This window comes from Rhodanobacter sp. UC4452_H20 (genome assembly GCF_052978205.1).
This window is the reverse complement of sequence record NZ_CM129662.1, coordinates 1,503,658-1,530,596: the sequence shown is the minus strand read 5'-3', so window position 1 is coordinate 1,530,596 and position 26,939 is coordinate 1,503,658. Positions and strand designations below refer to the sequence as shown.

Genomic DNA, 26,939 nt, shown 5'->3' with positions numbered 1-26,939 from the left:
AGGGAATCGGGAATAGGGAATAGGGAATGGGGAATCGGACGAGCATGCGGCAGGCGCAATCCGGTTGATTGAGGCTCCGCCGCTCTCAAGGGAAACAAAAAACGCCCCGGCTGATACCGGGGCGTTTTTGTCAGGGGCTTGCGGGGCGTGCTTTTCCGATTCCCTATTCTCGATTCCCTATTCCCGGCTTCAAAGCCCCCGCTGCGGATCGGAGTCGAAGGTGTGTGGCCCCTGGATGCCCGGGTGGTCGTGGCCATCGAGTCTGTCGCCGAGCAGGCGACGCACCACCACGTAGAACACCGGGATCAGCAGCACGCCGAGGAAGGTGGCGAACAGCATGCCGCCGATCACGCCGGTGCCGATGGCGTGGCGTGCGTTGGCGCCGGCGCCGGAGGAGACGAGCAGCGGGAACACGCCGAGGATGAAGGCCAGCGAGGTCATCAGGATCGGGCGCAGGCGCAGGCGGGCTGCGTCGACCGTGGCCTCGCGCAGGCTGCGTCCGGCCTGCTGCTCGGCCACCGCGAATTCCACGATCAGGATCGCGTTTTTCGCGGCCAGGCCGATTACCGTGATCAGGCCGATCTTGAAGTAGATGTCGTTGGGAAGGCCGCGCAGCAGGGTGAACACCACCGCGCCCAGGAACGCCAGCGGCACGATCAGCAGCACCGAGACGGGGATCGACCAGCTTTCGTACAGCGCGGCCAGCGCCAGGAACACGATGAAGATCGACAGCACCATCAGCAGGGTAGCCGCGTTGCCGGAGAGGATCTCCTGGTACGACTGCCCGGTCCAGTCGTAGCCGAAGCCCTTGGGCAGGTCGTTGCGGATGATCCGTTCCATCTCGCTCATTGCCTCGCCCGAGGCGTGCCCGGGCGCCGGCGAGCCGACGACCTCGACCGCCGAGTAGCCGTTGTAGCGGGTCAGCGAGGGCGATGACACGTCCCACGTCGAGTGCACCACGTTGGCCAGCGGGATCATCTGCGCGGTGCCGTCGCCGGCCAGCTTGGAGCTGGGCGTGAAGATGTGCTGCAGCGCATCCGGGCCCATGCGGTAGGGCGCGTCGGCCTGCATGATCACGCGCTTGATGCGCCCGCCATAGGTAAAGTCGTTGACGTACACCGGCGCCAGCATCAGCCCGATCGCGTTGTAGATGTCGCCGATCGACAGGCCCATCGACTGCGCCTGCACGCGATCCACCTGCAGGTGCAGCTGCGGTGCTTCCTCCAGCTCGTTCGGACGCACGCCGGCCAGCTTGCTGTCCTGGTTGGCCTTGCCGATCAGGGTGTTGCGTGCCGCGGTCAGGGCGTCGCGACCGGCACCGCTGCGGTCCTGCAGGTACATGTCGAAGCCGCCGAACTGGCCCAGCCCCTGCACGGTGGGGATGTTGATCACGAAGATGCGCGCATCGCGGATCTGGTGCAGCTTGCGGTTGGCGCGCTGGATGAACTCGCTGGCGCCGACATCGCGGTCGGCCCAGTCCTTGAGCTTGATGAAGGCCATGCCGGCGTTCTCGCCGGAGCCGATGAAGCTGAAGCCGGTGACCTGCATCACCCCGTCCACCGCGGGGTCCTTGCGCAGGATGTCGCGCATCTGCGTCATGACCTCGGTGGTGCGCTGCTTGGTTGCGCCCGGCGGCAGCTGGATCACCGACATCGCGTAGCCCTGGTCTTCCTCCGGCAGGAAACTGCCGGGCAGGCGCGTGTAGAGGAAGCCGCCGAGCAGCGCGACCACCACGAACGCCAGCATCCACCGCGGCGCGTGGCCGATCGCGACGCCCACGTGGCGGGTATAGGTGTGCGTGGTCCAGTCGAACAGCCGGTTGAACTTGCGATAGACGACGTTCTTCTTCTTCTCGTGCTCCGGCTGCAGGAAGCTGGCGCACAGCGCCGGCGTGAAGCTCAGCGCGAGGAAGGCGGAAAAGCCCATCGACAGCGCGATGGTCAGCGCGAACTGCTTGTAGATGATGCCGGAGGCGCCGGGCTGCAGCGACGAGGGCACGAACACCGCCGCCAGCACCACGGTGATCGCCACCACCGCGCCGGTGATCTGGCCCATCGCCTTGCGCGTGGCATCCTTCGGCGAGAGACCCTCCTCGGTCATGATGCGTTCGACGTTCTCGATCACCACGATCGCGTCGTCGACCACGATGCCGATCGCCAGCACCATGCCGAACAGGGTCAGCTGGTTGATGGTGAAGCCGAGCACCAGCATGCCGAGGAAGGTGCCGAGCAGGGCCACCGGAATCACCAGGGTGGGGATGATGGTGGCGCGGAAGTTCTGCAGGAACAGCAGCATCACCAGGAACACCAGCACGATCGCCTCGATCAGCGTGTGCACCACCTCGTTGATCGAGATGGTCACGAAGGTAGTGCTGTCGTACGGGCTGAACCAGGTCACGCCCGGCGGGAAGCTGGGCGCCAGCTCATCCATCTTGGCGCGCACCGCGGTGGCCACGTTGAGCGCGTTGGCGCCAGGCAGCAGCTGGATCGCGAAGGCGCCGATCGGCTTGCCGTCGTACTGGGTATCGAAACCGTAGTTGCCGGGCCCGAAGCTGATGCGCGCCACGTCGCCCAGGGTGACGGTGGTGCCGTCGGTGTTGGTGCGCAGGATGATCCCGGCGAACTGCTGCGGCGTGGTGAAACGGCCTTCGGTCGACACCGTGGCGCTGAAACCCTGGCCGGGGATGGCCGGGTCCGCGCCCAGCGCGCCGGCGGCGAACTGCACGTTCTGCGAACGCACGGCGGCGAGCACCTGGCTGGCCGACAGATTGTAGCCGTGCAGCTTGTCCGGGTTGAGCCAGATGCGCATGGCGTACTCGGAGCCGAACTGCCGCGTGCTGCCCACGCCCGGCACGCGCGAAATCTGGTCGAGCACCTGCGAGCCGACGATGTCGTTGAGGCGGTCGCGGTCGATGCCCGGGTTGGTCGATTGCAGCGCCACCACCATCAGGAAGCCGGCGTTGGCCTTGGCCACCACCACGCCCTGCTGGGTCACTTCGGAAGGCAGTCGCGGTGTGGCCAGCGCCACCTTGTTCTGCACCTGCACCTGGGCGATGTCGGGGTCGGTACCGCTCTCGAAGGTCAGCGTGATGCTGGCGCGACCGCTGGCGCTGGACGAGGAGCTGAAATACAGCAGGTGGTCGATGCCGGTCAGCTGCTGCTCGATGACCTGGGTGACCGTTTTCTCGGTGGTGTCGGCGCTGGCGCCGGGGTAGCTGGCGCTGACCGTGACCGACGGCGGCGCGATGTCCGGGTAGGATTCCACGCCCAGGTTGAGGATGGCCAGCACGCCACCGAGCGAAATCAGGATGGCGACCACCCAGGCGAAGACAGGGCGGTCGATGAAGAAGTTGGGCATGTCGGCGCTCCGTTACTGGCCGTTCGCGGAAGCGCCGCCCGCCGGCGCCGTGGACGTCGCGCCGGCCGGCGCATCGCGGTGCCAGGGACTCGGCTTGGCCGGCTCGCCTTCCTTCACGTTCTGGATGCCGGAAACCACCACCTTGTCGCCGGCCTTCAGGCCGCCGCTGATTACCCAGTCGCCGTCGCGCATGTCGGCCGTGGTGACGTCCTTGCGCACGACCTTGTTGTCCGCACCCACGGTCATCACGTAGGCGCCGGTGGTGTCGCGCTGCACCGCCTGCTGCGGCAGCACGAACACCTTGTGGCGCTGGCCCAGGTTGGCCTGCAGGGTCACGTACATGCCCGGCAGCAGCTTGTGCTTCGGGTTGGGGATGGTGGCGCGCAAGTCCACCGAGCCGGTCGCCGGGTTGACCGTGGCGGCGGAGAAATCGACCGTGCCCGGCTCGGCGTAGGTGCTGCCGTCGGGCAGGGTGATGCGCACGCTGGCCTTGTTCTGGCCGGCCAGGGTGACGTTGCCCTCGCTCTGCGCCTGGCGCATGTTCTCCAGCGATTCCACGCTGAGCGTGAAGTTCACGTACAGCGGGTCGATCTGCTCGACCGTGGTGAGCAAGGTGGCCGCGCCGCTGCCCACCAGCGCGCCCTCGGTCACCTGCTGCTGCCCGGCGCGGCCGGCGATCGGCGCGGTGACGTTGGCGTAGCCCAGGTTGATGCGCGCGGTCTCCACGTTGGCGCGCGCGGCCTGCACGGCCGCGGCGCTGCTGCGCTCGGCGGCCAGCGCGTTGTCGAGGTCGGCCTTGGACACGTAGCCCTTGGGCGCCAGTTCGCGCACGCGCTGCGCGGTGACCTTGTTGTTGGTCCAACTGGCCTGGGCCTGCGCCAGCGAAGCCTTGGCCGCGTTCAACTCGGCCTGCAGCGGCGCCGGGTCGATCTGGAACAGCAACTGGCCGCGCGTGACGTCGGTGCCTTCCTCGTAATCGCGCTTGAGCAGCACGCCGGCCACCCGCGCGCGCACGTCGGCGCTGCGATAGGCGGAAAGGCGCCCGACCAGGTCGCGGGTCAGCGGCGAGTTCTGCGGTTGCACCGTGACCACGCCCACCTCGGGCGGCGGCATTTGCGGCGGACCGTTGCCGGTGCTCTTGCCGCAACCGGCCAATACCAGCAGGCACAGGCACAGCAGCGGCGAGCGCAGTGACGAAGGCTTCATGGGGACTCCGGTTCTCTTTCTTGTTCGGGGTGTGGGGAGGGGCGTCGCATGCGCCGCGCGGGAATCCGTTTCCGCCGCGCATCGGGTGTTGCCGGTGGCGCCCGAAACGCCGCCGTGGCGGCGCTTCGGAGATGTCACAACGTACAAACTGGACTGCGCAGTATACATTTTCCGGCGGCGTCGTTTCCAGCGCGGGTCGCGCGCGCAACCTCGCATGGTCGGAGGCAGCGGTCGATGAATATCCGCCGCCGCGCCACGCGCCGTTCGACACGCCGTTCGACACATTGTTCGACATCCGCGCGGGCCGCGTTGCGCGGCGGATCATCCGCGCCGCGTGCGGCGCCTCGCAGACGTTCGCCCCGGCCCGCGCGCGGGTGGATTCGGGAGGTGCCGCGGCGTATCCTTCCGAGGATTTATCGCGGCCCTTCCCACCTCCGTCCAACTAACAGCAGATGCCATGAATGCGACCCTTGCGGCAAATGACCCCTCCCTCCCGTCCGTAGTGCTCGCCGAGCTGAAAAAGAGCGGCATGTCGCCCCAGCGCCTGACCCAGGCCGAGGTGTTCTGCACCGCCTTCTTCGCACGGGTCGCCGGCAGCGATGTCCAGCTGCACACGCCGGTGCAGTGGGCGGCGCTGGTCGGCAGCCTGCTGGAGTTCATGCAGCAGCGCCCGGCCGGTCGCGCCGCGGTGCGCGTGCTGAGCCCCGCGGACCTCCACGCCGGGCGCAGCCTGCTGCAGGTGGTCACCGACGACATGCCGTTCCTGATCGACACGGTGAGCATGGTGGTGTCGACCAACCTGCAGATCCACGCGGTGATCCACCCGGTGCTGACCGTCTCGCGCGACGCCGCCGGCGCGCTGCAGGAGCTGGGCGGCAAGCAGGGTCACGCCGAGTCGGTGATGCATTTCGAGATCGACCGCCCGGCCGACGCCGCCGAGCAGGAGCAGTTGAAGGCGCAGGTCGAGGCGGCGCTGGAAGACGTGCGCGCCGCGGTCAACGACTGGAGCGCGATGCGCGAGCAGGCGCTGGCGATCGCCGCCGAGCTGCCGCAGCGCAAGATCCCGCTGGACGAGGCCTCGGCGAAGGAAGCGGCTGCCTTCATGCGCTGGCTGGCGGAGGACAACTTCACCTTCCTCGGCTATCGCGAATACGAGGTGGTCGATGCCGACGGCGACCGCGTGCTGCGTTCGCGCGAAGCCTCGGGCCTGGGCATCCTGCGCAAGACCGACCGCTCGCTGGCCCCGCGTTCGCTGCGCACCCTGGCCGCCAGCGAGCTGCCGCAGTCCGGCGCCACCGACGCGATCATCCTGACCAAGACCAACGCGCGCTCGCACGTGCATCGCCCCGGCTACATGGACTACATCGGCGTGCTGCAGTTCGGGCCTGATGGCCGCGCGGTCGCCGAGCAGCGCTTCCTGGGCCTGTTCACCTCCAGCGCCTACATGGCGCGCCCGCAGGAGGTGCCGCTGGTGCGGCACAAGGTCGAGGCGGTGCTGGCCCGCTCGGGCCTCAAGCGCGATTCGTACTCCGGCAAGTCGCTGCGCCACATCCTGGAAACGCTGCCGCGCGAGGAGCTGCTGCAGGGCACCGAGGAGGAGCTGTTCAACACCTCGATGGGCATTCTCGAACTGCGCCAGCGCGCACGCACGCGGCTGTTCGTGCGCCGCGACCGCTACGGGCGGTTCTTCACCTGCATGGTGTTCGTGCCGCGCGACCGCTTCAACACTTCGGTGCGCGAACGCATCGAAGCCACGCTGGGCATGGCGCTGCACGCGGTGCAGAGCGATTCCTCGGTGGAGATGGGCGAGTCGGCGCTGGCGCGGCTGACCATCGTGATGCGGCCGAAGATCGGCGACCAGCCTGCCTGCGACGTCGCCGAACTGGAGCACGCCGTGGCCGCGATCGTGCGCAACTGGCACGACGAGGTGCGCGACGCGCTGGTGCGCCTGCGCGGCGAACACGAGGGCGTGGTGCTGGCCAACCGCTACGCCCGCGCGCTGCCGGCCGGCTACGTCGAGGACGTCAGCCCGGCGGTGGCCGCGGAAGACATCCACGAGTTGTCGCAGCTGAGCGGCGAGCACGGCATCCGCATGTCGTTCTACCACCCGCCGCAGAACCCCGAGTCGCTGCGCTTCAAGGTGTACCGCAACGGCAGCGACATCTCGCTGTCCGAGGTCCTGCCGCAGCTGGAGAACCTCGGCTTGCGCGTGCTCACCGAGCATGTCTACGAGATCCCCGGCGACACGCCGTTGTCGATCCAGGATTTCGACGTGCAGCCCACCGGCAAGCTCGCCTTCAGCGTGGAGCAGGTCGGCGCGCTGTTCGAGGATGCGTTCGAGCATGTCTGGCGCGGCGCTGCGGAGAACGACGGCTTCAACCGGCTGGTGCTCGGCGCCAAGCTCGATTGGCGCCAGGTGGCGATGCTGCGCGGCTACAGCAAGTATCTGCTGCAGACCGGCGTGACCTTCTCGCAGGCGTACATGGAGGAGACGCTCAACCGCTATCCGGCGATCGCCGGCTTGCTGGTGGAGCTGTTCCTGGCCAAGTTCGACCCGCGTCGCGAGGCGCTCTCGCCCGACGAGCTGAAGATCGCCGGGGCCACCCTGGCGGTGGAGATGCGCACGCTGATCCCGGCCAACGTGCAGGCCGCGCAGCCCGGCCTGATCGACGAGCTGGGCGCCGCGCTGGCGCGTCCGCGCGCCGAGCAGGTCAAGGTCGTGGAAGCTGCCATCGGCGTGCTGCTGGAGAACGTGGCCAGCCTCGACGAGGACCGCATCCTGCGCAGCTTCGTGGGGCTGATCCGCGCCACCTTGCGCACCAGTTTCTTCCAGCAGTGGGAGGGCGCGTACCGCGACTACATCAGCTACAAGATCGACTCGCACCAGGTCGCCGAGCTGCCCAAGCCGGTGCCGTACCGCGAGATCTGGGTGTGCGCCCCGCGCGTGGAAGGCATCCACCTGCGCTTCGGCGCGGTCGCCCGCGGCGGCCTGCGCTGGTCCGACCGCCGCGAGGATTTCCGCACCGAGGTGCTGGGCCTGGTCAAGGCGCAGATGGTGAAGAACACGGTGATCGTGCCGGTCGGCTCCAAGGGCGGCTTCTTCGTCAAGAAGTCCCCCGACGGCGACCGCGACGCGGTGCTGGCCGAGGGCATCGCCTGCTACAAGCTCTTCATCAACGGCCTGCTCGACATCACCGACAACCTGGTCGAGGGCAAGGTGGTGCATCCGCACGACGTGGTGCGCCACGACGCGGACGACCCCTACCTGGTGGTGGCCGCCGACAAGGGCACGGCGAAGTTCTCCGACATCGCCAACGCCATCTCGATCGAGCACAACTACTGGCTGGGCGACGCGTTCGCCTCCGGCGGGTCGCACGGCTATGACCACAAGGGCATGGGCATCACCGCGCGCGGTGCGTGGGAGTCGGTCAAGCGCCACTTCCGCGCACTCGGCCGCGATTGCCAGAACGAGGATTTCACCTGCGTCGGCATCGGCGACATGTCCGGCGACGTGTTCGGCAACGGCATGCTGCTGTCCGAGCACATCCGGCTGGTGGCGGCGTTCGACCATCGCCACGTGTTCCTCGACCCGAACCCCGACGCGGCCCGTTCGTTCGTCGAGCGCAAGCGCATGTTCGACGTGCCGCGCTCGAGCTGGGACGACTACGACAAGTCGCTGATCTCCGCCGGCGGCGGCGTCTACCCGCGCAGCGCCAAGTCGATCCCGATCTCGCCCGAGGTGCGCGTCGCGCTGGGCCTGAAGCCCGACGTGGAACACCTGGCGCCGAACGATCTGCTCAGCGCGGTGCTCAAGGCGCCGGTCGACCTGCTCTGGAACGGCGGCATCGGTACCTACATCAAGGCCAGCAGCGAAACCCACGCCGACGTGCGCGACCGTGCCAACAACGGCCTGCGCATCGATGGCGCCGAGGTGCGCGCGAAGATCATCGGCGAGGGCGGCAACCTGGGCATGACCCAGAAAGGCCGCATCGAGGCGGCGCAGAAGGGCGTGCTGCTCAACACCGACTTCATCGACAACTCCGCCGGCGTGGACACCTCCGACCACGAGGTCAACATCAAGATCCTGCTCAACGACGCCGTGCAGCGCGGCGAGCTGAGTTTCGATGCCCGCAACACGCAACTGGCGGCAATGACCGACGAAGTGGCCGAGCTGGTGTTGTGGGACAACTACCGGCAGAACCAGGCGATCACGCTGATGGAGCACCAGTCGATCGGCCGCATCGGCTCGATGGCGCACTTCATCAAGACGCTGGAGAACGAGGGTGCGCTGGATCGCCAGGTGGAGAACCTGCCGTCGGAGGCCGAGCTGGCCGAGCGCAAGAGCCGCGGCCTGGGCCTGACCCGGCCGGAGCTTGCCGTGCTGCTGTCCTACGACAAGATGCGCCTGTTCCAGCAACTGCTGGACTCCGACGTGCCGGAAGACCCCTACCTGTCCAAGGAGCTGGTGCGCTACTTCCCGGCGCCGCTGCACGAGAAGTACGCCGAGCACATGCAGCGCCATCGGCTGAAGCGCGAGATCATCGCCACGGCGGTGACCAACTCGACCATCAACCGCATGGGCGCCACCTTCATGATGCGCATGCAGGAGGACACCGGCAAAGGTCCCGAGGCGATCGCCAAGGCGTACACGGCAGCGCGCGAGATCCTCGATGCGCGCCAGCTGTGGGCGCAGATCGAGGCGCTGGACAGCAAGGTCGCCGAGGACACCCAGGTCGATGCAGTGAAGCAGGTCTGGTCGCTGCTGCGCCACATGACTCGCTGGCTGCTCAACCGCCCCGGCGGCTCGCTCGACATTGCCGAAAACGTGGCGCGCTATCAGACAGGCGTTTCCGCCCTGCGCCAGGTACTGCCCGAGGTGCTCACGCCCACCGGCAAGGGCGACTTCGCCTGCACCCAGGAGAAATGGGAAGGCCTGGGCATGCCGGCCGAGCTCGGCCAGCGACTGGCCCGCATGCCGGACCTGCGCGCCGCGCTGGACATGGTCGAAGTCGTGCAGCAGAGCGGGCAGCCGATGGAAAAGGTGGCGCGGGTGTTCTTCGAACTGGGCGAAGTGCTGGATCTCGAGTGGCTGCGCGGCCAGATCGAGGCCTTGCCGGTGGAAGGTCACTGGCATGCGCAGGCACGCGGCTCGCTGCTCGACGAACTGAGCCACCAGCATCGTGCGTTGGCGCTGCAGGTGCTCGGCATGGCCGGCGCCACTGGCGACCTCTCGCCGGTGCAGGCCTGGCTGCAACGCGACGACGCCACCTTGCAGCACACCCGCAACATGCTGGCGGAAATCCTCACCCAGAACGCGGACTACCCGATCGCCTCGGTCGCCGTCCGTCGCCTGGCCCAGCTGGCACAGGTGCCGGTGGGTTGAGGGCAGGGAATAGGGAATAGGGAATAGGGAGTAGGGAATAGCGAATGGCAAAGGCGGCGGCGAGCAGGCTTGATCTGATGCGCGCGTTGCAGGGATGATCGGAACGGTCGGCTTGCCGGCTCTTCCGATTCCCTATTCCCTATTCCCGGCCTCCCATGCGCATCGCCTTCGTCGCCAGTGACACCAGTGTCGCCCAGCAGGCGAGGCGCAAGCTGGTGGAGCGGTACGGTGACGTGCCGGCGGTCGAGGCGGAGCTGATCGTGGCGCTGGGTGGCGATGGTTTCATGCTGCGCACCTTGCACCTGCACCACGCGCTGGACGTGCCGGTGTATGGCATGAAGCTGGGGCGGGTCGGCTTCCTGATGAACAAGCACAAGCTCGATGGCCTGCCCGAGCGGGTGGCGCGCGCGCACGCGGCGGAGCTGCATCCGCTGGAGATGCTGGTCACCGATGCGGACGGCGCCAGCCATCAGGCGCAGGCGTTCAACGAGGTGTCGCTGCTGCGCCAGAGCAATCAGGCCGCGCACCTGGAAGTGAAACTCAACGAGACGGTGAAGCTGCCCAACCTGGTCTGCGACGGCATCATGGTCGCCACGCCGGCGGGCTCCACCGCCTACAACCTCTCCGCGCACGGGCCGATCCTGCCGCTGGACGCGAACGTGCTCGCACTCACCCCGATCAGTCCTTTCCGCCCCCGCCGCTGGCGCGGCGCGATCCTGCCGCACCGTACCCAGGTCACGCTGCGCATCCTCGATCCGGGCAAGCGTCCGGTCAGCGCCACCGCCGATTTCCATGAAGTGCGCGACGTGCGCGAGGTGGTCGTGCGCCAGGCCGAAGGACGCGGCGTGCGCCTGCTGTTCGACCCGGAGCACAACCTGGAGCAGCGCATCCTGGACGAGCAGTTCGCCGCGGAATGAGAGGTGAGTGGAGAGGAGTGAGAAGTGAGAGAAGGCCGACTCCGCTGTTGCTCGCTCTCACTCCTCACTCCTCTGCACTCACTCCTCGCCCTTTGCGGTAGATTCGCGGCATGAGCCAGCCAACCGTTCACGATCCCGTATCCACCACCGACAACCGCCTGGTCGTCGCCATCTCCTCGCGCGCGCTGTTCGACCTCGGCGACAGCCACGCGCTGTTCGAGCGCGACGGCCTCGACGCCTACCGCTCGTTCCAGATCGACCATGAGAACGAGATCCTGCAACCCGGCGTGGCGTTCCCGCTGGTGCAGAAGCTGCTGGGCCTCAACAAGCTGGCCGGCGACGTGCCGCCGGTCGAGGTGATCCTGCTGTCGCGCAACTCCGGTGACACCGGCCTGCGCATTTTCAACGCGATCCAGCATTACGGCCTGGAAATCAGCCGCGCCGCGTTCACCAGTGGCGCGCCCACCTCCGACTACATCGCGCCGTTCAAGGCCGACCTGTTCCTCTCGGCCAACGCCGAGGACGTCGGCCGCGCGCTGGCCGCCGGCGTGGCTGCGGCGACGATCCTGCCCAGCACCGCGCCGCCGCGCATGAGCGAGCAACTGCGCATCGCGTTCGACGGCGACGCCGTGATCTTCGGTGATGAGGGCGAGCGTGTCTCGCGCGAGGAAGGCCTGGAAGCCTTCCATCGCAGCGAAACCGAACACGCCGCCGAGCCGCTGTCGGTGGGTCCGTTTCGCGGCTTCCTCACCGCGCTGCATCACCTGCAGACCGCGTTCCCGGCCGAGGACTCGCCGATCCGCACCGCCTTGGTGACCGCCCGTTCCGCGCCCGCGCACAAGCGCGTCATCCTCACCTTGCGCAAGTGGGGCGTGCGCATCGATGAGGCGCTGTTCCTCGGTGGCCGCGACAAGGGGCCGTTCCTCGACGCGTTCGGCGCCGACATCTTCTTCGACGACTCGCCGGCGAACGTGGAGTCCGCGCGCAAGCACGTGGCGACCGGGCACGTGCCGCACGGGGTCAGCAACCGCTGAGCGCGGTGCCGGCAGCGAATGGCGCGCCGGCTTACGCGCCGCGCCATCCCTCGAACCCGGTGAACATGGCCGCGGCGATCAGCAAGGCGCCCACGCAGCGGGTCGCCAGCATTCCGGCCTTCGGCTTGCCTTGCAGCCATGCGCGGGCGCGGTCGGCCATCAGCGCCAGTCCGCCGTACACGCACAGCTGGTTGAGCGCGATGATCAGCCACAGCACCAGCGCCTGCATCGCGATCGGGCCATGCTCCGGGCGCAGGAACTGCGGAAAGACCGCCAGCATGAACAGGTAGGCCTTGGGGTTGAGCAGGCAGGTCAGCATGCCCTGGCGGAACGTCGCCGCGTGCGAGCGCCGCGAGGCATCCGGCTGCAGGGCCGGCGCGGCGTCGCTGCGCATCAGCGAAAGGCCGATCCAGGCGATGTACAGCGCGCCGGCCAGCAGCAGCGCGTTGAATGCACCAGGGACCAATTCCAGCAGCACGCTGATGCCCAGCGCGGTCATCACGACATGGCACACGCCGCCAGCGACGATGCCGGCCAGCGCAGCGAAGCCGCGGCGGCGGCCGCCTGCCAGCGTGCTGCCCAGCACGAAGGCCATGTCCAGGCCGGGCAGCACCATGATGCCGAAGACCAGTGCGAAGAACAGCCACAGTTGCTCGACGTGGTTCATGGTGAAACCCCGGCGCCCGCGCCGGCAAGCCAGCGCAGGCGCGAGCGTGGGGTCGGGTCCATCACCACGCGTTCCGGCGCGCCGCGCAGGAGGCCACTGGCGGCGAGCGTGCGTTCGGCCGCGGCCAGCCGTGGCGCGAGTCGCTCATCCAGCGTTGCGTTGTCGCGAACCACGCCGAGCCATACGAGGAACGGACCGTCGGTGCGTATCGGCAACTGCGGGAAGTTGTTCGGCACATCCAGCGACACCAGCACGCCGGCCGGGTGCACGCCCTCGATGCGGTAGCCGGCGAACGCGGCCTCGGCCTGTTTCGCGAAGGCCTCCTCGCTGCCTTTCTTCACCGCGAAGATCTGCGCCACCACGATGCCTTGCGCGCCGCGCTCCTCGGTCACCGGGTCGACCGCCGGCAGCACGCTGATGCCGTGTTCCGGATGCAGCGGGCGCAGCAGCATCACGTTGTCGCTGTCCGGCAGGATCGCGTTGACCTTGATCCGGTGTTCCTTCCACAGCGGCCCGTAGTAGAACGCCGCATTGACGATCGGGCGTGCATTGATGTCGTGGAAGCCGCGCAGCCAGGTGAAGCGGTTCGGTTGCCCGCGCTCGGTGAACTGGCCGAACACCATCGCGCCCAGCTGCTCGAAGGCCTCCGGGAAATACGCGTCGAAGTACTTGACGAAGTGCGCCAGCTCGCCGTCTGCGGTGACGTAGCGGCGGAATTCGACGACCTGGTAGTCCTTGAGGTGCTGCACGCTTTCCATCATGGGGGCCTCGTTCGCGGGTTTGCCGTGTGCCGACATGGCTGCACCGAGCGCGATGCCCGCGACGATGCCGGGTAACAGTCGCTTGAAGTGGTTCATGGGTATCCCTGGCCTGGACGCCGGGTGGCGCAGGACACACGCTAAAACCCATACAGGGCAAATTGCGCCCTGATTTGTCGCTACCATGGCCGCCATGGCCAAACCCACCACGCGCGTGCTGGCGGTGCTCGACCTGCTGCAGAGCCACGGCCGCATGAGCGGCCCCGAACTGGCGCGCCGGGTCGGCGTCGACGTGCGCACGCTGCGGCGCTACATCGTGATGCTGGAGGACCTCGGCATCCCGCTCACCACCGAGCGCGGCCGCCACGGTGCCTACATGCTGGTCGCCGGCTTCAGGCTGCCGCCGATGATGTTCACCAACGACGAGGCGGTGGCGCTGTCGGTGGGCATGGTGGCGGCGCGCGGACTGGGCCTGGCCGAGGCGGCGCCGGCGGTGGAAAGCGTGCAGGCGAAACTGGCGCGGGTGATGCCCGATGGCCTGAAGCGCCACGTGCGCGCGATCGCCGATACGGTCAAGGTCGATATGCTGCCGGCCACAATCATGCCGACCAGCAACGCCGCGCTGATCACGCTGACCACCGCGGCGCAGGCGCAGCAGCGGGTGCGCATGAGTTACGACTCGGCCCAGGGCAGCCACACCGAACGCGAGTTCGATCCGTACGGCCTGGCCTGGCGCGGCGGTGCCTGGTACGCGCTGGGCATGTGCCAACTGCGCCACGGGCTGCGCTCGTTCCGGCTGGACCGGATGGGCCAGGTGACCTTGCTGGACCACCATTTCGAGCGGCCCGACGATTTCGATGCGCTGGAGCATCTGGTGCAGGGCATCGCCGGCATGCCACGCGGCCGCGACATCGAGGTGTTGCTGCATGCGGACCTGCCGACCGCACGGCACGCGTTCTCGCTGGGTTTTGGCCTGCTGGAGCCGCTGGATCGCGGCGTGTTGTTGCGCAGCAGCGCCGATGACCTGGCCTGGTTTGCCCGCCAGCTCGCCGCGGTGCCGTTCGACTTCGAGATTCGCACGCCATCGGCATTGCGTGCCGAGCTGGCGCGCTGCGCCGTGCGCCTGCAGAAGCTGGCTAGATCATCCGTACGCGCTTCCACCAGCGCGTCACCTGCTCCTCGCGCACGAAGGTGAACAGGCCGGCGCCCAGGATGATCGCGATGCCGGTCGCCATGGGCCAGTCCAGCCGGTCATGGAAGACCACGTAGCCGAGCAGCACGGCCCACAGCATCTGGCTGTACTGGGTTGGTGCGACGTGGTTCGCCGGCGCTATTTGCGTGGCCAGCATCAGCAGCACGGAGCCGAGTGCGGCGAGCAGGCCGTAGCCCAGCAGCAGGCCCCACTGGGCGAGGTCCGGCCAGCGGAAGTTGGCCAGCATCAGCAGGCCGGCCACCAGCATCGAGCCGACCATGCCGGCGCCGTACAAGGTGACGCGTTTCTCGTGCGGCCCGGCCATGCGCAGCGCGATCATCGAGACGGCGCCGGAAAGCCCGCACACGATCGCCGCCAGATGCCCGATGCCCAGCACGCGGAAGCCCGGCCGCAGCACCACCAGCACGCCGACGAAACCGGCCACCACCGCCGACCAGCGGCGCCAGCCCACGGCTTCCTTCAGCACCAGCACCGACAGGATGGTGACGAAGATCGGCAGCAGGAAGATCAGCGCGAACGCCTCGGCCATCGGCAGCGCGGTGAACGCCATCACCGCCGCGATGCTGCCCATCGCGCTGGCGAGCGCACGTACCAGCCACAGGCCGGGGCGCTGCGCCCGCACCACGTCGCGCCAGCGGTCGTCGCTTCCCTTGATGAAGGGCAGGGCCGTCAGCCCCAGCGCGGCGCCGAAAAACACGGCCTCGTAGGCCGGCAGCGAGCCGCGCAGCGACTTCACGAACGCGTCGCTGGCGGCGAAGGCGGCAAAAGCCATGAAGCCGAGCAAGACACCTTTGAACATGGATTTTCGGGGGGCAGATGTGCGGCGGAGAGAGGGGCCGGGACAGGCGCGCTCCATACGCACCCGTCGGGGCCGCCCGGCCTGTGCGGGCGCATGGGTCGCGCTACAATACCGGCTTTTACGCGCCCCCTCTGGAGCTTCCATGGCTGTCCGTCTGAATCCGCTCGATCTGTACGATGTCCGCGCGCTGCTCAGCGACGAGGAGCGCATGGTGCAGGATTCCGTCGGCCGCTTCGTCGACGAGCGCGTGCTGCCGATCATCGGCGACTGCTTCGACCAGGGCCGCTTCCCGAAGGAGCTGATCCCCGAGATCGCCGGTCTGGGCCTGCTCGGCGCGACGATCCCCGAGCAGTACGGCGGCGGCGGCATGAACGGCGTCAGCTACGGCCTGATCTGCCAGGAGCTGGAGCGCGGCGATTCGGGCCTGCGCAGCTTCGCCTCGGTTCAGAGCTCGCTGTGCATGTACCCGATCTTCGCCTACGGCAGCGAGGAGCAGAAGCAGCAGTACCTGCCGCGGATGTCGGCCGGCGAAGTGATCGGCTGCTTCGGCCTGACCGAACCGCATGGCGGCTCCGATCCGGCCAACATGAAGACCAACGCGAAGAAGGACGGCGGCGATTGGGTTATCAACGGCGCCAAGATGTGGATCACCAACGGCAACCTGGCGCACATCGCGATCGTCTGGGCGCAGACCGACGACGGCATCCAGGGCTTCGTGGTGCCGACCGACACGGCCGGCTTCAAGGCGCAGGAAATCCACAAGAAGATGAGCCTGCGCGCCTCGGTCACCAGCGCGCTGTTCTTCGACAACGTGCGCGTGCCGGACAGCGCGCGGCTGCCGAACGTGAAGGGCCTGAAGGGCCCGCTCGGCTGCCTGACCCAGGCGCGCTACGGCATCACCTGGGGTCCGATCGGTGCGGCGCAGGCCTGCCTGAAGGAAGTGCTCGACTACACCGCCGAGCGCATGCTGTTCGGCAAGCCGCTCGCCTCCAACCAGGCGATCCAGCTGAAGATGGCCGACATGGCCAGGCGCATCACCACCGCGCAGCTGCTGTCGCTGCAACTCGGTCGCCTCAAGGATGCCGGCAAGATGCAGCCGACCCAGGTGTCGCTGGCCAAGTGGAACAACTGCCGCATGGCGATCGACATCGCGCGCCAGTGCCGCGACATCCTCGGCGGTGCCGGCATCACCACCGAGCACTCGGCCATCCGCCATGCGCTGAACCTGGAATCGGTAATCACCTACGAGGGCACCGAGACCGTGCACGAGCTGGTGGTCGGCCGCGAGCTGACGGGGATCAACGCGTTCTGAGGCATGGCGCCAGGTGCCTTCCCGGCTCGTCATCCCGGCGAAAGCCGGGAGCCAGTGCCTTTCCCCATGCCGGAAACACTGGATGACCAGCTTCGCTGTGGTGAAGCTTCTCCGGCGTTCGCCGGAGTGACGGCGCCAGGCATCGCCGCTTAGGCCGGAGTGTTGTATGGGTTGGCAAGACATCCGCATTGAAACCGATCGCCTCATCCTCCGCCCGACCCGGCCGGAGGATTTCGAGGGCTGGGCGACGCTGATGGCCGACGCGGAGAACGCACGCCACATCGGTGGCCCGCAGCCACGGGCAGTGGCGTGGCGCGGCTTCCTGTCCATGGCGGGGGCCTGGGCGATGCAGGGCTTCGGCATGTTTTCGGTGATCGAGAAAAGCAGCGGCCGATGGATCGGACGGCTCGGGCCGTGGTGTCCGGAAGGCTGGCCCGGCACCGAAGTGGGCTGGGGCTTGTTGCGCGATGCCTGGGGCAAGGGTTATGCGACGGAAGGTTCGGTGGCGGCGATCGACTGGGCCTTTGCCCAGTTGGGCTGGACCGAGGTGATCCACACCATTGCGCCGGACAACCTTGCATCGCAAAGCGTCGCGCGCCGACTCGGCTCAAGCCTGATCGGTCCCGGCCGCCTGCCCGAACCGTTCCAGGATCTGCCGGTGGAGATCTGGGGGCAGAGTCGCGAAGCCTGGGAACGCCGCCGCGCATGAGCCATCTCTCGCCCGCGCTGTATGCCACCCTGGCCGACGTGGTGCCCGATCTGCACGTGCACTGCGCCGATCCGTGGTGCCTGATCGGCAGCGTCGCGGCGTTGGTGCTTGGTGCCGAGGTCAGCGTGGCCGACGTGGACGTGCTGACCTCGCGCGCCGATGCGGACACGCTGATGCAGGTGTGGGCGCAGCAGCGCGAACCCGCATTCACGCCACCGGATGGCGACCGCTTCCGCTCGCATTTCGCCCGCTTCCGTTTTCCCGGCGCGCCGGTCGAGGTGATGGGCGGGCTTGAACTCCACCTCGACGGTCGCTGGCAGCCAGTGGCGCCGGGCAAGCTGGTGCTCGCCGGCGTGAACGGCCTCGCCGTGCCGGTACCGTGCATCGACGACCAGATCCGCCTGCTCGAAAGTTTCGGTCGCGAGAAGGATCTGCGGCGCGCCGCCGTGCTGCGCGCGCTGCGGGTACCGGCTTTCCCCTTGCCTGTTGTTTCATCCCGCTGAGCGACTCCGTTGTCGCCGGCCACCACTGACGAATCCGCCATGACCGCCATTCCGTTTGCCATCAGTTCCCGCCACAAGGGCTTCAACCGCGCCGAAGTGGTCGACCAGAACTTCATCGAGTTCGTGCAGCTGTGGCGCGGCGACGTGCATGCCGCACCGCGTGACGGCGAGGCGGTGCTGCCGGGCAGCGCGCTGGATGCACGCGGGTTCCGCGAGCTGTTCGAATCGCAGCTGATCTCGCGCCACCTCGACCTGATGGCGCGCGTGCTGCGCGTGCAGAACAAGGTGTTCTACACCATCGGTTCGTCCGGCCACGAAGGCAACGCGATGGTGGCGCGGCTGACCCGCCACACCGATCCGGCCTTCCTGCATTACCGCTCCGGCGGTTTCATGGCCGAGCGCTTCCGCAAGATTCCGGGGATGGACCCGGTGATGGATTCGGCGCTGTCCTTCGCCGCCAGCAAGGACGACCCGGCTTCCGGCGGCCGCCACAAGGTGTGGGGCAGCAAGCCGCTGTGGGTGCTGCCGCAGACCTCGACGATCGCCTCGCACCTGCCCAAGGCGCTGGGCACTGCGGTGGCGATCGAGCAGGCGCGGCGGATCGGCCACCAGCTGCCGATTCCCGACGACAGCATCGCCATCTGCTCGTTCGGCGATGCCTCCAGCAACCATGCCACTGCGCAGACCGCGTTCAACACCGCGGCGTGGACGGCGTACCAGAAACTGCCGGCGCCGGTGCTGTTCGTGTGCGAGGACAACGGCATCGGCATCTCGGTGAAGACGCCGAGCGGCTGGATTGCGGCCAACTACCAGCATCGTGCCAATCTCGACTACTTCTTCGCGAACGGCCTGGACCTCGCCGAAGGCTACGCCCAGGTGCAGCGTGCGGTGGAGCATTGCCGCGGCACGCGCCGGCCGACCTTCCTGCACCTCAAGACCACCCGCGTGATGGGCCACGCCGGCACCGATTTCGAGATCGAGTGGCGCTCGATCGAGGAGCTGTTCGCGGTGGAGGCGACCGACCCGCTGCTGCGCTCGGCCGGCATCGCGCTGGCGTCCGGCCTGTATTCGAAGGATGAATTGCTGAACCTGTACGAGGCCACCCGCAGGCGCTGCTTCGCCGCTGCCGAGGACGCGGATTCGCGCCATCGGCTGACCTCGCTGGAGGACGTGATGGCCCCGCTGGCGCCGTACACGCCGGCCGCGGTGAAGGCCGAGGCCACGCGTGCCGACTACGCGCAGAAGCGCCTGGCCGTATTCGGCGGCGAGGCGAAGCTGCCGGAGAAACTGCCGCCGCGGCACCTGGCGATCCAGATCGGCCAGGCCCTGCACGACTTGCTGGCGAAGTATCCCGAGGCGCTGCTGTTCGGCGAGGACGTGGCGCAGAAGGGCGGCGTGTACACCGTCACCAAGGGCCTCAACAAGACCTTCAAGGGCAGCCGCGTGTTCAACACGCTGCTCGATGAAACGATGATCCTGGGCCTGGCCCAGGGCTACGCGAACATGGGCATGCTGCCGCTGCCGGAGATCCAGTACCTGGCGTACTTCCACAACGCCTGCGACCAGATCCGCGGTGAGGCGGCGTCACTGCAGTTCTTCTCCAACGGCCAGTACCGCAACCCGATGGTGATGCGGGTCGCGTCGCTGGGCTACCAGAAGGGCTTCGGCGGCCATTTCCACAACGACAACTCGATCACCGCGCTGCGCGATATTCCGGGCCTGGTGGTGGGCTGCCCCAGCCGTGGCGACGACGCAGCAATGATGCTGCGCACGCTGATGGCATTGGCGAAAGTGGACGGCCGCGTGTGCGCCTTCCTCGAACCGATCGCGCTGTACATGACCAAGGACCTGTACGAGGCCGGCGACGGCCAGTGGCAGTTCGACTATCCGGCGCCGGACCAGGCGATGACGCTGGGCGAGGGCCGCATCTACAACGACGCGGCGAACGACCTGGTGGTATTTACCTTCGGCAACGGCGTGCCGATGGCGCTGCGCGCCGCGCGCACGATCGAAGCGGAACTGAAGTGGAAGGTACGCGTGGTCGACCTGCGCTGGCTGGCGCCGCTCAACGACGCCTTCATCGCGGCGCAGGCGAAGACCGCCAAACGCATCCTGGTGCTGGACGAAGGCCGCAAGAGCGCCGGCGTGGGCGAGGGCGTGATCACCGCGATCGTCGAAGGCGGCTGCGGCGCCACTCCGATCAAGCGCGTGGTCGGCGCCGACACCTTCACCCCGCTGGCCGGGGCGGCGCTGCTGGTGCTTCCGGGCGAGGCCGACGTGGTGGCGGCAGCGCACGCGCTCGTCGGCTAGGCATGCTCTGACCACGTCTTTGCCCGTCGTTCCCGCGAGGCGCGTTTCAACAGTCGAAGGGCTGGTCGAGCTTGTCGCTGTCCGGCATCGTACCGTCACGCCGCTGGGTCAAGTACGGCAGGATCGGTGGCCGTGACCGGGCATCGAAGCCATCGCCTCCCGCAGGAGCCCACTCGCGGGCGATGCCGTTGGGGCCGGGATCGGGATTTGTAAGAGCCAACGCATCGCCCGCGCGCGGGCTCCCGCGACCGTCGGCCGCGAGTGGGCCAGGATCGTGACTGGACAACCGCACGCCTCCGCCGGGGTGACGACTTGTTCGGACCTTCGCTGGCTGGCGCACCGCGCTTCAGCGATCCTCGCGCCGCGTCTCCACCACGCGCAGGCGCTTTTCGCCGGCGGCGTGCGCGGAGCGGTTCGCGAATTCGTCCATGCACACGCGATTGCGGCCGCGCAGCTTGGCGCGATACATCGCCTGGTCGGCGCGGTCGATCAGCAATTCGAGCGTGTCGCCGCGCTGGCGCATGGCCACGCCGATGCTGACGCTGAGCAGTTGCTGCTCGTCGCGCACCGGAATCTCCAGCCGGTGCACGCGGCGGCAAAGGCGGGTGGCCACCTGCATCGCCTCCTGCGCGTCGATGCCGTCGAGCATTGCCACGAATTCCTCGCCGCCGTAGCGGCCGAACAGGTCGCCCGGCCGCAGTTCCGCGCTGAGCGTGGTGGCCACCGCCACCAGCGCGCGGTCGCCGGTGTTGTGGCCGTGGTGGTCGTTGAGCTGCTTGAAGTGATCCAGGTCGAGGAACAGCACGGCGATCGAAGGCGCCTGGCTGCTGGCCAGCAGCGCTTCGGCACGCTCGGTCCAGGCACGGCGGTTGAGCAGGCGGGTGAGCGCGTCGTGGTCGGCCAGCACCTGCACCACGTCGCGATCCTGGCGCAGTTGCAGCGCGCGATCGGCCAGGCCCAGCGACAGCACCATCGCCTCGAAGGCGCCGCCGGCGAGGCTGAGATCGTTGAGCCAGTCGATGCGGGGCAGGGCGCCGTTGACCTGGGCGCTGGTCAGCGCGGTCAGCAGCAGCAACGGCGTCCAGCCGGCGAGGAAAAACCAGGCCTGGCGCGAGCCGCGCAGCGCGGCGATTGCCCCGGCCACCAGCAACAGCAGCGCGCCGATCATCAGCAACGGGTTGAGCAGGGCCTGGGCCATCGAGACCAGCAACGGGATGCCGCTGCAGCGCATCAGCACCAGCTGGATCATGCCCACGGCCACGGCGATCACCGGCACCTGCAGCAGCCGGGCATGGCGGCGCAGGTCGCAGAACCGCATCATAAACAGCGAGGCGAACGTCACCGACAAGGCCACCGCCACTGCGCCGACCATGGTGCTGGAGTCGACCAGCCATTGCCAGCGCAGCGGATGGAACACGAAACCGGTCTGCATGCCCTGGATCAGGGCGTAGCAGACGATGTAGCCGGCATACCAGGCGTAGGTGATGTCGCGCAGCATCAGCGAGAAGAACAACGCCATCATCACCATCGCCAGCATCACCGCGAAGCAGATGCTGGCGAACACCAGCCATTGGGTGTCGCGCTGCAGATACTCGTCCCACGACAGGATGCGAAAGCGGATCGGCGCGCTGACGGTTTGCGTCGGTTCCACGCGCAGCAGGATCGGCGTGGATGCGGACAGGTCCGCCGGCACGCGCCATGCCAGCCGGCCGTGGCCGTGGCCGTGGGCGCTGAAATCGTTCATCGCCAATCGATGCACCCGGTCGCCGTGGAACACGCTGATCGCACCCATCGGCGCCGGGTACACGGTGAGCACGCGATCCTCGTTGTTCCACGGCGGCTGCGCCGCGATCACCACCCAGCTGCCCAGCTCGTTGCGCGGAAAGCGTTGCAGCATGGACGGGTCGAAACTCTTCATGCGGCCGGCGTGGTAGGCGTCCATCACGCCCTGTGGCGTGTCACCGGCGACAACTTCCTGCCAGGCCCCATTCAGCGGCATGCCGTCGGCATGGGCTGCGCCGATCCCGAGCAGCAGCAAGCCGAGCCCCAGCATCCATGCGCGGATGCGTTGGCGGTGGCGTGCTGAAAATGTGACCGGCTTCTCCACTCGGCTTTCCCTGTTCTGCGCGACTTGCGGGGGAGCACGCGCGCAGGGCTTTTCTGTGGCCCGTGAGTCGATTTGTCCGTGGATACTGGCCTGCAGGGGTGCAAAGAAGGCCAACCTCCAACGCTGCACGATGTAAAGCCAGGATGTCAAGCACGGGTCATGCCATGTCGTGGCTTGCCGGGAGAGGCGGCCGGCGGCGGCGGGGAGGGCGGGGCGATGCTCTGATGGTCCAGGAGAACGGCCTGCAGGGACCAAAGCGGACGCTTTGGGTCACTCCCGACACCCGGGGCCGGCAAGGTGATTCCGGCAGCCCGGTCGTGGCTTCCCTGCCGACGGAGGAGTCTGAGCTTGCCGCGCTCAGCGCGGGCGACGCGCGCCCAGCAGCGCCAGCACGTCCTGTGCGCTGCGGATGCGTTCGCTGGCGCCGGGCAGGTCCAGGATCACCTTCAGCTTGTCCTGGCCATCCAGTTTGTAGACGCGCGGCTGGGTCTGGATCAGCTTGATGATGGCCAGCGGATCGACCTCCGGCTTCTCGCGGAACACGATGCGGCCGCCGTTGGCGCCGAAGTCGAGTTTGCGAATGCCCAGTGGCGTGGCCATCAGTTTCAGGCTGGCTACGGCGAACAACTGCTTCGTCGGTTCGGGCAGCAGGCCGAAGCGGTCGATCATCTCCACCTGCAAGTCGCGCAGGTCATCCTCGCTGCGGGCGCTGGCGATGCGCTTGTACAGGGTCAGGCGCGTGTGCACGTCGCCGAGGTAATCGTCGGGAATCAGCGCGGGCAGGTGCAGTTCGACCTCGGTCTCGTGCTCGGAACTGAGATCGAAGTCCGGCACCTTGCCCGACTTCAGCGCGCGTACCGCGCGATCGAGCAGTTCGGTGTACAGGCCGAAACCGATTTCCTGGATCTGGCCGGACTGCTCGTCGCCGAGCAGCTCGCCGGCGCCCCGGATCTCCAGGTCGTGCGTGGCCAGGGTGAAGCCGGCGCCGAGTTCTTCCAGCGAGGCGAGGGCCTCCAGCCGTTTCTGCGCATCGGCGGTGATCGACTTGCGGTCGGGCACCACCAGATAGGCATAGGCGCGATGGTGCGAGCGACCGACGCGGCCGCGCAGCTGGTGCAGCTGGGCCAGGCCGAAGTGGTCGGCGCGGTCGATGATGATGGTGTTGGCGGTGGGGATGTCGATGCCGGTTTCGATGATGGTGGTGCACACCAGCACGTTGAAGCGCTGGCGGTGGAAATCCGCCATCACGCCTTCCAGCTCGCGCTCGGGCATCTGGCCGTGGGCGATGCGGATGCGCGCCTCGGGTACCAGCTCCTCAAGCTCGCGCACGGTGCGCTCGATGCTCTGCACCTCGTTGTGCAGGAAGTACACCTGGCCGCCGCGCGACAGCTCGCGCTGCAGCGCCTCGCGGATCGTCGCCGGGTCCCACGCAGAGATGAAGGTGCGCACGGCGCTACGGTGCGCCGGCGGGGTGGCGATCAGCGACAGGTCGCGCAGGCCGGCCATCGCCATGTTCAGCGTGCGCGGGATCGGCGTGGCGGTCATCGTCAGCAGGTCCACTTCGGCGCGAAGTTTCTTGAGCTGCTCCTTCTGGCGCACGCCGAAACGCTGCTCCTCGTCGACGATCACCAAACCCAGGTTCTTGAACTTGACGTCCGACTGCAGCAGCTTGTGCGTACCCACGATCACGTCGATCTGGCCGTCGGCGAGGCGCTTGAGCGCCTCGTTCACTTCCCTGGTCGACTTGAAGCGCGACAGCACGTCCACGCGCACCGGCCAGTCGGCGAAGCGGTCGGCGAAGTTGCGGTAGTGCTGCTGGGCGAGCAGGGTGGTCGGCACCAGCACGGCGACCTGCTTGCCGGCGGTGGCGGTGGCGAAGGCGGCGCGCAGCGCGACCTCGGTCTTGCCGAAGCCGACGTCGCCGCAGATCACCCGGTCCATCGCGCGCGGCGCGGCGAGATCGTCCAGCACCGCCTCGATCGCGCTTTCCTGGTCGGGAGTTTCTTCGAACGGGAAGCTGGAGCCGAATTCCTCCACCAGCTGACGGTCGATCGGCAACGACTCGCCGCCGCGCGCCTGTCGCTGCGCGTAGATCGCCAGCAGCTCGGCGGCGACGTCGCGCACCTTCTCCGCCGCCTTGCGGCGCGCGCGCTCCCACGCGTCGCCGCCCAGCGAGTGCAGCGGCGCCAGCTCCGGCGCGGTGCCGGAGTAGCGGCTGACCAGGCCGAGCTGCGAGACCGGCACGTACAATTTGTCGCCCTTGGCGTATTCGATGGTGAGGAACTCGCCGGCCATGCCGCCGACGTCCATCGACAGCAGCCCCTGGTAGCGGCCCACGCCGTGATCCACGTGCACGATCGGCGCGCCGACGGTGAGTTCGGTGAGATCGCGGATGATCGTGTCGGGATCGCGCGCCGTGCCACGCCGGCGTTTGCGCTCGCGCTCGTTGCGCACGCGCTCGCCGTAAAGCTCGCGCTCGGTGAGCACGGTCAACACCGGTTTGGTCAGTGCAAAGCCCTGCTCAAGCGGTGCGATGGTGATGGCGAAGCGCGGGAGGTTTTGTTCGTCATTCCGGCTTTCACCGGGGTGACGAGCGAGAAAGGCCGACCAGTCATCGACGTGCTCGGGTTTCAGCCCCGCGCTTGCCAGCGTATCGACCAGCGCCTCGCGCCGTCCCGCCGAATCCGCCGCGATCAGCACGCGGCCCGGGTAGCCGGCGAGGAAATGCCGCAGCGAGGTGGCCGGCTCCTCGCCCTTGCGATTCAGCGGCAGCTCCGGCGCCGGCTGGGTGCCGGTGTCGATGGCGTGCTCGTGGCCGGGCTCGACCACGTCCACGCGCAGGCGCTTGTTGAGCTGCTCGCGCAACTTGTCCGGCGGCAGGTACAGCTCGGCTGGCGGCAGTACCGGGCGCTCGATGTCATGCGCGCGCTGGTCGTAGCGCTCCAGTGTCTGTGCCCAGAACTGGTCGGCGGCTTCCCCGGCACCTTCGCCGAGCACGAACAGCGCGTCGTCGGCGAGGTAGTCGAACAGCGTGGAGGTCTGCCGGAAGAACAAGGGCAGGTAGTACTCGATGCCCCCGGGCGTGACGCCCTCCTTCATGTCCTGGTACAGCGGGCAGCGGCGCACGTCGATCGGGAAGCGCTCGCGCAGATTGGAGCGGAACTCCTTCGCCGCTTCCTCGGTGAGCGGAAACTCGCGGGCGGGCAACAACTCGACGCGTTCCACCTGCTGCTGCGAGCGCTGCGTCTCGGGATCGAAGCTGCGGATCGAGTCGACCTCGTCGTCGAACAACTCGATGCGGTACGGCTCGGCGGTGCCCATCGGAAAGATGTCCAGCAACGCGCCGCGCACCGCGAAGTCGCCCGGCTCGGCCACCTGCGGCACGTGGCGGTAACCGGACGCTTCCAGTCGGCGCTGCTCGGCGGCCAGGTCGAGCTGCTGACCCTTCGACATCACCAGGCCGGAGCCGGTGATGTGGGTACGCGGCGCGATCCGCTGCATCAGCGTGGCCACCGGCACCACCAGCACGCCGCGCTTGACGCCAGGCAGGCGATACAGCGTGGCGATGCGTTGCGAGACGATCTCCGGATGCGGACTGAACGCGTCGTAGGGCAACGTCTCCCAGTCCGGGAACTGCAGCACCGGCAGATCATCGGCAAAGATGCCCAGCTCCGCTTCCAGCGCCTGTGCGCGCTGGGTGTCGCGCGCCACCACCACCAGCAGGCCGTCATGCGTGCGCGCCGCCTCGGCCAGCAGCAAGGCGCGTGCCGAGCCGTGCGGCGGCAACCAGTAGCGGCGCTGCCTGGGTGTGGTGGGGAGGGGAGGATGCTTGATCGGGCTGGGCATAGCCGACAAGTGTAACGCGGCGCTCCAGTCGGGCCGTGCGGGGCGGGCACCGCCCGCCGCTCCCGATCATGGCGCCGTGACGAGTTGTCCTACAGTTTCAAGGTGATCAGCATGGTGCCCGGTTCGTCGGGAATCGCGCGCTGGGTGAAGCCGAGCTCCTTGCACAGTTGCAGCATCGGCCGGTTTTCCTGCAGCACGTAGCCCCACAGTTCGTACAGGCCACGGCGCCGGCAATCGTCGACCAGCCGCTGCATCAGCAGCGCGCCGAGGCCGATGCGGCTCCAGGCATGCTCCACCAGCACGGAGAACTCGGCCGTGTCGGTGGTATCGTCGACGTAGATGCGCCCCACGCCGCGCATCTCGGCCGGGTGGAGGGATTCGTCCATCAGCACGAAGGCGGTTTCGCGCGTCGGGTCGATCCGGCACAGTTGCTGCGCCATCGGCGTGGGCAGCTCGGACATCGCGTGCAGGAAGCGGCGACGGATCTCCTCCGGCGACAGGCGGGCGAAACAGCGCTGCATCGCCGCCACGTCACCCGGTTCGATCGCCCGCAGGGTGAGCTCCCGTTCGTCCTGCGTACGCACCTTCTCGCCGGCCGCCGGCGCGAGGGCCTTGCGGGCAAAGCGCAGGCTGCTTCGCGGTGGCAGCGAGGCATGCGGCGTGGGGGAGACGAAGTCGATCGCGGGAATCATGGGCGCTCCATACTTTTGCGTATTGTGTGCAATGCAGCATGATTATGCAACGGGCAACCGCCGACAGATCATGATGATGAGGTGAGCTTTGGCGTCACTTCCGGTCATTCATGTTGCGCCACAAGA

17 protein-coding genes are annotated in these 26,939 nt (G+C 67.9%); 9 read left to right on the top strand and 8 right to left on the bottom strand.

Annotated features, from left to right (window positions below):
• Positions 1-189 precede the first annotated feature (189 nt).
• Positions 190-3,357 (bottom strand): multidrug efflux RND transporter permease subunit, encoded by a 3,168-nt coding sequence (locus tag ACVCMC_RS07395; protein ID WP_447099220.1) that lies wholly within the window; start codon positions 3,355-3,357, stop codon positions 190-192.
• A 12-nt stretch (positions 3,358-3,369) separates the two neighbouring features.
• Positions 3,370-4,563, bottom strand: a complete 1,194-nt coding sequence (locus ACVCMC_RS07390; RefSeq protein ID WP_395117555.1) for an efflux RND transporter periplasmic adaptor subunit — start codon at positions 4,561-4,563, stop codon at positions 3,370-3,372.
• 131 nt (positions 4,564-4,694) lie between these two features.
• On the opposite strand from ACVCMC_RS07390, the gene ACVCMC_RS07385 reads away from it, so the two are divergent.
• The 4 genes from ACVCMC_RS07385 to ACVCMC_RS07370 all read left to right on the top strand — a co-directional run bounded on the left by ACVCMC_RS07385 (position 4,695) and on the right by ACVCMC_RS07370 (position 11,897).
• Positions 4,695-5,009: a hypothetical protein gene (locus ACVCMC_RS07385; protein ID WP_447099219.1), complete on the top strand. Its 315-nt coding sequence runs from the start codon at positions 4,695-4,697 to the stop codon at positions 5,007-5,009.
• A gap of 11 nt (positions 5,010-5,020) precedes the next feature.
• Positions 5,021-9,946, top strand: a complete 4,926-nt coding sequence (locus tag ACVCMC_RS07380; RefSeq protein ID WP_447099218.1) for an NAD-glutamate dehydrogenase — start codon at positions 5,021-5,023, stop codon at positions 9,944-9,946.
• A gap of 155 nt (positions 9,947-10,101) precedes the next feature.
• A complete protein-coding gene (locus tag ACVCMC_RS07375) occupies positions 10,102-10,863 on the top strand; it encodes an NAD kinase (protein ID WP_447099217.1) in 762 nt (253 codons plus the stop codon).
• A gap of 110 nt (positions 10,864-10,973) precedes the next feature.
• On the top strand, positions 10,974-11,897 hold the full coding sequence (locus ACVCMC_RS07370) for a 5'-nucleotidase (protein WP_447099216.1): 924 nt from the start codon (positions 10,974-10,976) through the stop codon (positions 11,895-11,897).
• Between the two features lie 31 nt (positions 11,898-11,928).
• On the opposite strand, the gene ACVCMC_RS07365 is transcribed toward ACVCMC_RS07370, so the two are convergent.
• Both ACVCMC_RS07365 and ACVCMC_RS07360 read right to left on the bottom strand, forming a co-directional pair.
• A complete protein-coding gene (locus tag ACVCMC_RS07365; protein ID WP_395117563.1) occupies positions 11,929-12,564 on the bottom strand; it encodes a LysE family translocator in 636 nt (211 codons plus the stop codon).
• Entirely contained in the window at positions 12,561-13,421 is an 861-nt protein-coding gene (locus ACVCMC_RS07360; RefSeq protein WP_395117565.1) for an NIPSNAP family protein, read from the bottom strand. The genes ACVCMC_RS07365 and ACVCMC_RS07360 overlap by 4 nt, the downstream gene beginning before the upstream one ends.
• A gap of 94 nt (positions 13,422-13,515) precedes the next feature.
• On the opposite strand from ACVCMC_RS07360, the gene ACVCMC_RS07355 reads away from it, so the two are divergent.
• On the top strand, positions 13,516-14,517 hold the full coding sequence (locus ACVCMC_RS07355; protein WP_447099215.1) for a helix-turn-helix transcriptional regulator: 1,002 nt from the start codon (positions 13,516-13,518) through the stop codon (positions 14,515-14,517).
• On the opposite strand, the gene ACVCMC_RS07350 is transcribed toward ACVCMC_RS07355, so the two are convergent.
• Positions 14,459-15,334, bottom strand: a complete 876-nt coding sequence (locus tag ACVCMC_RS07350; protein WP_395117569.1) for a DMT family transporter — start codon at positions 15,332-15,334, stop codon at positions 14,459-14,461. The genes ACVCMC_RS07355 and ACVCMC_RS07350 overlap by 59 nt on opposite strands.
• Positions 15,335-15,476: 142 nt before the next feature.
• Between ACVCMC_RS07350 and ACVCMC_RS07345 the strand changes: the two genes are divergently transcribed.
• From ACVCMC_RS07345 to ACVCMC_RS07330, 4 genes are all read left to right on the top strand, one after another.
• A complete protein-coding gene (locus tag ACVCMC_RS07345; protein WP_395117571.1) occupies positions 15,477-16,646 on the top strand; it encodes an acyl-CoA dehydrogenase family protein in 1,170 nt (389 codons plus the stop codon).
• A 166-nt stretch (positions 16,647-16,812) separates the two neighbouring features.
• Complete coding sequence (locus ACVCMC_RS07340) at positions 16,813-17,355, top strand: GNAT family N-acetyltransferase (RefSeq protein WP_395117573.1); 543 nt, start codon at positions 16,813-16,815, stop codon at positions 17,353-17,355.
• Positions 17,352-17,858, top strand: coding sequence for a hypothetical protein (locus ACVCMC_RS07335; RefSeq protein WP_447099214.1), 507 nt, complete (start codon positions 17,352-17,354; stop codon positions 17,856-17,858). Before ACVCMC_RS07340 ends, ACVCMC_RS07335 begins: the two co-directional genes overlap by 4 nt.
• Before the next feature lie 39 nt (positions 17,859-17,897).
• Positions 17,898-20,168 carry a thiamine pyrophosphate-dependent enzyme gene (locus tag ACVCMC_RS07330; protein WP_447099213.1) on the top strand — a complete coding sequence of 757 codons (2,271 nt, stop codon included), beginning with the start codon at positions 17,898-17,900 and terminating at the stop codon, positions 20,166-20,168.
• Positions 20,169-20,514: 346 nt separating this feature from the next.
• On the opposite strand, the gene ACVCMC_RS07325 is transcribed toward ACVCMC_RS07330, so the two are convergent.
• From ACVCMC_RS07325 to ACVCMC_RS07315, 3 genes are all read right to left on the bottom strand, one after another.
• Positions 20,515-22,275 (bottom strand): diguanylate cyclase, encoded by a 1,761-nt coding sequence (locus tag ACVCMC_RS07325; protein WP_447099212.1) that lies wholly within the window; start codon positions 22,273-22,275, stop codon positions 20,515-20,517.
• A 357-nt stretch (positions 22,276-22,632) separates the two neighbouring features.
• The gene (mfd, locus tag ACVCMC_RS07320; RefSeq protein WP_447099471.1) at positions 22,633-26,121 is read right to left on the bottom strand and encodes a transcription-repair coupling factor; all 3,489 of its coding nucleotides are present in this window, start codon (positions 26,119-26,121) and stop codon (positions 22,633-22,635) included.
• Positions 26,122-26,210: 89 nt separating this feature from the next.
• Positions 26,211-26,813: a GNAT family N-acetyltransferase gene (locus tag ACVCMC_RS07315; protein ID WP_395117581.1), complete on the bottom strand. Its 603-nt coding sequence runs from the start codon at positions 26,811-26,813 to the stop codon at positions 26,211-26,213.
• Between the last annotated feature and the right edge of the window lie 126 nt (positions 26,814-26,939).

Coding starts and splice junctions, on each gene's coding strand:
- ACVCMC_RS07395 (WP_447099220.1), bottom strand. CDS start 3,357: ATGCCCAACTTCTTCATCGACCGCCCTGTCTTCGCCTGGGTGGTCGCC.
- ACVCMC_RS07390 (WP_395117555.1), bottom strand. CDS start 4,563: ATGAAGCCTTCGTCACTGCGCTCGCCGCTGCTGTGCCTGTGCCTGCTG.
- ACVCMC_RS07385 (WP_447099219.1), top strand. CDS start 4,695: ATGTCACAACGTACAAACTGGACTGCGCAGTATACATTTTCCGGCGGC.
- ACVCMC_RS07380 (WP_447099218.1), top strand. CDS start 5,021: ATGAATGCGACCCTTGCGGCAAATGACCCCTCCCTCCCGTCCGTAGTG.
- ACVCMC_RS07375 (WP_447099217.1), top strand. CDS start 10,102: ATGCGCATCGCCTTCGTCGCCAGTGACACCAGTGTCGCCCAGCAGGCG.
- ACVCMC_RS07370 (WP_447099216.1), top strand. CDS start 10,974: ATGAGCCAGCCAACCGTTCACGATCCCGTATCCACCACCGACAACCGC.
- ACVCMC_RS07365 (WP_395117563.1), bottom strand. CDS start 12,564: ATGAACCACGTCGAGCAACTGTGGCTGTTCTTCGCACTGGTCTTCGGC.
- ACVCMC_RS07360 (WP_395117565.1), bottom strand. CDS start 13,421: ATGAACCACTTCAAGCGACTGTTACCCGGCATCGTCGCGGGCATCGCG.
- ACVCMC_RS07355 (WP_447099215.1), top strand. CDS start 13,516: ATGGCCAAACCCACCACGCGCGTGCTGGCGGTGCTCGACCTGCTGCAG.
- ACVCMC_RS07350 (WP_395117569.1), bottom strand. CDS start 15,334: ATGTTCAAAGGTGTCTTGCTCGGCTTCATGGCTTTTGCCGCCTTCGCC.
- ACVCMC_RS07345 (WP_395117571.1), top strand. CDS start 15,477: ATGGCTGTCCGTCTGAATCCGCTCGATCTGTACGATGTCCGCGCGCTG.
- ACVCMC_RS07340 (WP_395117573.1), top strand. CDS start 16,813: ATGGGTTGGCAAGACATCCGCATTGAAACCGATCGCCTCATCCTCCGC.
- ACVCMC_RS07335 (WP_447099214.1), top strand. CDS start 17,352: ATGAGCCATCTCTCGCCCGCGCTGTATGCCACCCTGGCCGACGTGGTG.
- ACVCMC_RS07330 (WP_447099213.1), top strand. CDS start 17,898: ATGACCGCCATTCCGTTTGCCATCAGTTCCCGCCACAAGGGCTTCAAC.
- mfd (WP_447099471.1), bottom strand. CDS start 26,121: ATGCCCAGCCCGATCAAGCATCCTCCCCTCCCCACCACACCCAGGCAG.
- ACVCMC_RS07315 (WP_395117581.1), bottom strand. CDS start 26,813: ATGATTCCCGCGATCGACTTCGTCTCCCCCACGCCGCATGCCTCGCTG.